The 5,435-nt window shown below is 51.4% G+C and carries 2 tRNA genes and 2 rRNA genes; all 4 read right to left on the bottom strand.

Annotation, left to right across the window (positions count from 1 at the left end):
• Positions 1–108: 108 nt before the first annotated feature.
• The 4 genes from CXF97_RS13825 to CXF97_RS13810 all read right to left on the bottom strand — a co-directional run bounded on the left by CXF97_RS13825 (position 109) and on the right by CXF97_RS13810 (position 5,050).
• A 23S ribosomal RNA gene (locus CXF97_RS13825) occupies positions 109–3,002 on the bottom strand.
• Positions 3,003–3,249: 247 nt separating this feature from the next.
• Positions 3,250–3,325: transfer RNA gene (locus CXF97_RS13820), tRNA-Ala, on the bottom strand.
• A gap of 30 nt (positions 3,326–3,355) precedes the next feature.
• Positions 3,356–3,432 (bottom strand) — tRNA-Ile (locus tag CXF97_RS13815).
• An 81-nt stretch (positions 3,433–3,513) separates the two neighbouring features.
• Positions 3,514–5,050: ribosomal RNA gene (locus tag CXF97_RS13810) — 16S ribosomal RNA — on the bottom strand.
• Together the 16S and 23S rRNA genes with 2 tRNA genes alongside form the textbook arrangement of a ribosomal RNA operon.
• Positions 5,051–5,435 lie beyond the last annotated feature (385 nt).

The following is a 5,435-nucleotide window of genomic DNA, read 5'->3' as shown; positions in this document are numbered from 1 at the left end:
TTGGGTATGTGACAGCTAGGTGTTTGTGCGTTTCGAACTTTCGGTTCGTTTCGTCTTCACACACCGCAATCTGGCCTCTCTCGAGTTCGCAAATTGCTTGGGTGTTATATGGTCAAGCCTCACGGGCAATTAGTATTGGTTAGCTCAACGCCTCACAGCGCTTACACACCCAACCTATCAACGTCGTAGTCTTCGACGGCCCTTCAGGGAACTCAAGGTTCCAGTGAGATCTCATCTTGAGGCAAGTTTCCCGCTTAGATGCTTTCAGCGGTTATCTTTCCCGAACATAGCTACCCGGCAATGCCACTGGCGTGACAACCGGAACACCAGAGGTTCGTCCACTCCGGTCCTCTCGTACTAGGAGCAGCCCCTCTCAAATCTCAAACGTCCACGGCAGATAGGGACCGAACTGTCTCACGACGTTCTAAACCCAGCTCGCGTACCACTTTAAATGGCGAACAGCCATACCCTTGGGACCGGCTTCAGCCCCAGGATGTGATGAGCCGACATCGAGGTGCCAAACACCGCCGTCGATATGAACTCTTGGGCGGTATCAGCCTGTTATCCCCGGAGTACCTTTTATCCGTTGAGCGATGGCCCTTCCATACAGAACCACCGGATCACTAAGACCTACTTTCGTACCTGCTCGACGTGTCTGTCTCGCAGTCAAGCGCGCTTTTGCCTTTATACTCTACGACCGATTTCCGACCGGTCTGAGCGCACCTTCGTACTCCTCCGTTACTCTTTAGGAGGAGACCGCCCCAGTCAAACTACCCACCATACACTGTCCTCGATCCGGATAACGGACCTGAGTTAGAACCTCAAAGTTGCCAGGGTGGTATTTCAAGGATGGCTCCACGCGAACTGGCGTCCACGCTTCAAAGCCTCCCACCTATCCTACACAAGCAAATTCAAAGTCCAGTGCAAAGCTATAGTAAAGGTTCACGGGGTCTTTCCGTCTAGCCGCGGATACACTGCATCTTCACAGCGATTTCAATTTCACTGAGTCTCGGGTGGAGACAGCGCCGCCATCGTTACGCCATTCGTGCAGGTCGGAACTTACCCGACAAGGAATTTCGCTACCTTAGGACCGTTATAGTTACGGCCGCCGTTTACCGGGGCTTCGATCAAGAGCTTCGCGTTAGCTAACCCCATCAATTAACCTTCCGGCACCGGGCAGGCGTCACACCCTATACGTCCACTTTCGTGTTTGCAGAGTGCTGTGTTTTTAATAAACAGTCGCAGCGGCCTGGTATCTTCGACCGGCATGAGCTTACGGAGCAAGTCCTTCACCCTCACCGGCGCACCTTCTCCCGAAGTTACGGTGCCATTTTGCCTAGTTCCTTCACCCGAGTTCTCTCAAGCGCCTTGGTATTCTCTACCCAACCACCTGTGTCGGTTTGGGGTACGGTTCCTGGTTACCTGAAGCTTAGAAGCTTTTCTTGGAAGCATGGCATCAACCACTTCGTCACCCAAAGGGTAACTCGTCATCAGCTCTCGGCCTTAAGATCCCGGATTTACCTAAGATCTCAGCCTACCACCTTAAACTTGGACAACCAACGCCAAGCTGGCCTAGCCTTCTCCGTCCCTCCATCGCAATAACCAGAAGTACAGGAATATTAACCTGTTTTCCATCGACTACGCTTTTCAGCCTCGCCTTAGGGACCGACTAACCCTGCGTCGATTAACGTTGCGCAGGAAACCTTGGTCTTTCGGCGTGGGTGTTTTTCACACCCATTGTCGTTACTCATGTCAGCATTCGCACTTCTGATACCTCCAGCAAGCTTCTCAACTCACCTTCACAGGCTTACAGAACGCTCCTCTACCGCATCATCCGAAGATGATACCCGTAGCTTCGGTGTATGGTTTGAGCCCCGTTACATCTTCCGCGCAGGCCGACTCGACTAGTGAGCTATTACGCTTTCTTTAAAGGGTGGCTGCTTCTAAGCCAACCTCCTAGCTGTCTAAGCCTTCCCACATCGTTTCCCACTTAACCATAACTTTGGGACCTTAGCTGACGGTCTGGGTTGTTTCCCTTTTCACGACGGACGTTAGCACCCGCCGTGTGTCTCCCATGCTCGGCACTTGTAGGTATTCGGAGTTTGCATCGGTTTGGTAAGTCGGGATGACCCCCTAGCCGAAACAGTGCTCTACCCCCTACAGTGATACATGAGGCGCTACCTAAATAGCTTTCGAGGAGAACCAGCTATCTCCGAGCTTGATTAGCCTTTCACTCCGATCCACAGGTCATCCGCTAACTTTTCAACGGTAGTCGGTTCGGTCCTCCAGTCAGTGTTACCTAACCTTCAACCTGCCCATGGATAGATCGCCCGGTTTCGGGTCTATTCCCAGCGACTAGACGCCCTATTAAGACTCGCTTTCGCTACGCCTCCCCTATTCGGTTAAGCTCGCCACTGAAAATAAGTCGCTGACCCATTATACAAAAGGTACGCAGTCACAGAACAAAGTCTGCTCCCACTGCTTGTACGCATACGGTTTCAGGATCTATTTCACTCCCCTCTCCGGGGTTCTTTTCGCCTTTCCCTCACGGTACTAGTTCACTATCGGTCAGTCAGTAGTATTTAGCCTTGGAGGATGGTCCCCCCATATTCAGACAAAGTTTCTCGTGCTCCGTCCTACTCGATTTCATGACCAAGAGATTTTCGCGTACAGGGCTATCACCCACTATGGCCGCACTTTCCAGAGCGTTCCGCTAATCTCAAAGCCACTTAAGGGCTAGTCCCCGTTCGCTCGCCACTACTAAGGGAATCTCGGTTGATTTCTTTTCCTCAGGGTACTTAGATGTTTCAGTTCCCCTGGTTCGCCTCTTGCACCTATGTATTCAGTACAAGATAACCATCTTATGATGGCTGGGTTCCCCCATTCAGACATCTCCGGATCAAAGTCTGTTTGCCGACTCCCCGAAGCTTTTCGCAGGCTACCACGTCTTTCATCGCCTCTGACTGCCAAGGCATCCACCGTATGCGCTTCTTCACTTGACCATATAACCCCAAGCAATCTGGTTATACTGTGAAGACGACATTCGCCGAAAATTCGAATTTCTCAACTAAGAGAACTCACAAATTTTACCTTAGCCTGAGCCGTTACCAGTGAAAGTAACGTTCAGTCTATCTTTCTATCACATACCCAAATTTTTAAAGAACGATCCAGTCAAAGACTAGAAATCAACATTCATCACCGTCTCGGTGGAATGCTCATTTCTAAGCTTTCAAACTTCAGAAGCAGTAGTGGTGGAGCCAAGCGGGATCGAACCGCTGACCTCCTGCGTGCAAGGCAGGCGCTCTCCCAGCTGAGCTATGGCCCCGTATTTCTACAGGCGTTTCCCACACAAAATTGGTGGGTCTGGGCAGATTCGAACTGCCGACCTCACCCTTATCAGGGGTGCGCTCTAACCAACTGAGCTACAGACCCAATTTCGGGCTGCTTCTATCGTCTTCTTCAATGAATCAAGCAATTCGTGTGGGAGCTCATGCAGCAGCTGATGTCGTCGATTAAGGAGGTGATCCAGCCGCAGGTTCCCCTACGGCTACCTTGTTACGACTTCACCCCAGTCATGAATCACACCGTGGTAACCGTCCTCCCGAAGGTTAGACTAGCTACTTCTGGTGCAACCCACTCCCATGGTGTGACGGGCGGTGTGTACAAGGCCCGGGAACGTATTCACCGCGACATTCTGATTCGCGATTACTAGCGATTCCGACTTCACGCAGTCGAGTTGCAGACTGCGATCCGGACTACGATCGGTTTTATGGGATTAGCTCCACCTCGCGGCTTGGCAACCCTTTGTACCGACCATTGTAGCACGTGTGTAGCCCAGGCCGTAAGGGCCATGATGACTTGACGTCATCCCCACCTTCCTCCGGTTTGTCACCGGCAGTCTCCTTAGAGTGCCCACCATTACGTGCTGGTAACTAAGGACAAGGGTTGCGCTCGTTACGGGACTTAACCCAACATCTCACGACACGAGCTGACGACAGCCATGCAGCACCTGTCTCAATGCTCCCGAAGGCACCAATCCATCTCTGGAAAGTTCATTGGATGTCAAGGCCTGGTAAGGTTCTTCGCGTTGCTTCGAATTAAACCACATGCTCCACCGCTTGTGCGGGCCCCCGTCAATTCATTTGAGTTTTAACCTTGCGGCCGTACTCCCCAGGCGGTCAACTTAATGCGTTAGCTGCGCCACTAAGAGCTCAAGGCTCCCAACGGCTAGTTGACATCGTTTACGGCGTGGACTACCAGGGTATCTAATCCTGTTTGCTCCCCACGCTTTCGCACCTCAGTGTCAGTATCAGTCCAGGTGGTCGCCTTCGCCACTGGTGTTCCTTCCTATATCTACGCATTTCACCGCTACACAGGAAATTCCACCACCCTCTACCATACTCTAGCTTGCCAGTTTTGGATGCAGTTCCCAGGTTGAGCCCGGGGATTTCACATCCAACTTAACAAACCACCTACGCGCGCTTTACGCCCAGTAATTCCGATTAACGCTTGCACCCTCTGTATTACCGCGGCTGCTGGCACAGAGTTAGCCGGTGCTTATTCTGTCGGTAACGTCAAAACAGCAAAGTATTAATTTACTGCCCTTCCTCCCAACTTAAAGTGCTTTACAATCCGAAGACCTTCTTCACACACGCGGCATGGCTGGATCAGGCTTTCGCCCATTGTCCAATATTCCCCACTGCTGCCTCCCGTAGGAGTCTGGACCGTGTCTCAGTTCCAGTGTGACTGATCATCCTCTCAGACCAGTTACGGATCGTCGCCTTGGTGAGCCATTACCTCACCAACTAGCTAATCCGACCTAGGCTCATCTGATAGCGCAAGGCCCGAAGGTCCCCTGCTTTCTCCCGTAGGACGTATGCGGTATTAGCGTTCCTTTCGAAACGTTGTCCCCCACTACCAGGCAGATTCCTAGGCATTACTCACCCGTCCGCCGCTGAATCCAGGAGCAAGCTCCTTTCATCCGCTCGACTTGCATGTGTTAGGCCTGCCGCCAGCGTTCAATCTGAGCCATGATCAAACTCTTCAGTTCAAACATCTTTGGGTTTTTAAGAAACCCTAAACTTGGCTCAGCAATCGTTGGTTACATCTTTGATTTCTCGCGGAGTAACTTGTGATGCTGATAATCTTGTTGACTATCAGTCTGACTGCACAAGCACCCACACGAATTGCTTGATTCAGTTGTTAAAGAGCGGTTGGTTAAGATCTTTCGTCTCAACCGAGGCGCGCATTCTACAGCAGCCTCATTTGCTGTCAAGTGATTATTTTCAGAAGTTTTCGAAGAATTCTTCAACAACTTCAACCACTTGCGCTTCCGATCTCTCGTTAGCGGGAGGCGAATTCTACAGCGTTAATCGCTGCTGTCAACACCTCTTTTTCTCCGCTTTCGACCGAGAAGATCGAACCGTTAAAAGAGC

Origin of the sequence: Pseudomonas sp. Choline-02u-1 (genome assembly GCF_002836515.1) — a bacterium.
Taxonomy (GTDB): domain Bacteria; phylum Pseudomonadota; class Gammaproteobacteria; order Pseudomonadales; family Pseudomonadaceae; genus Aquipseudomonas.
Note: the sequence above shows the minus strand (reverse complement) of the source record. Positions and strands in the feature narration are given on the sequence as shown.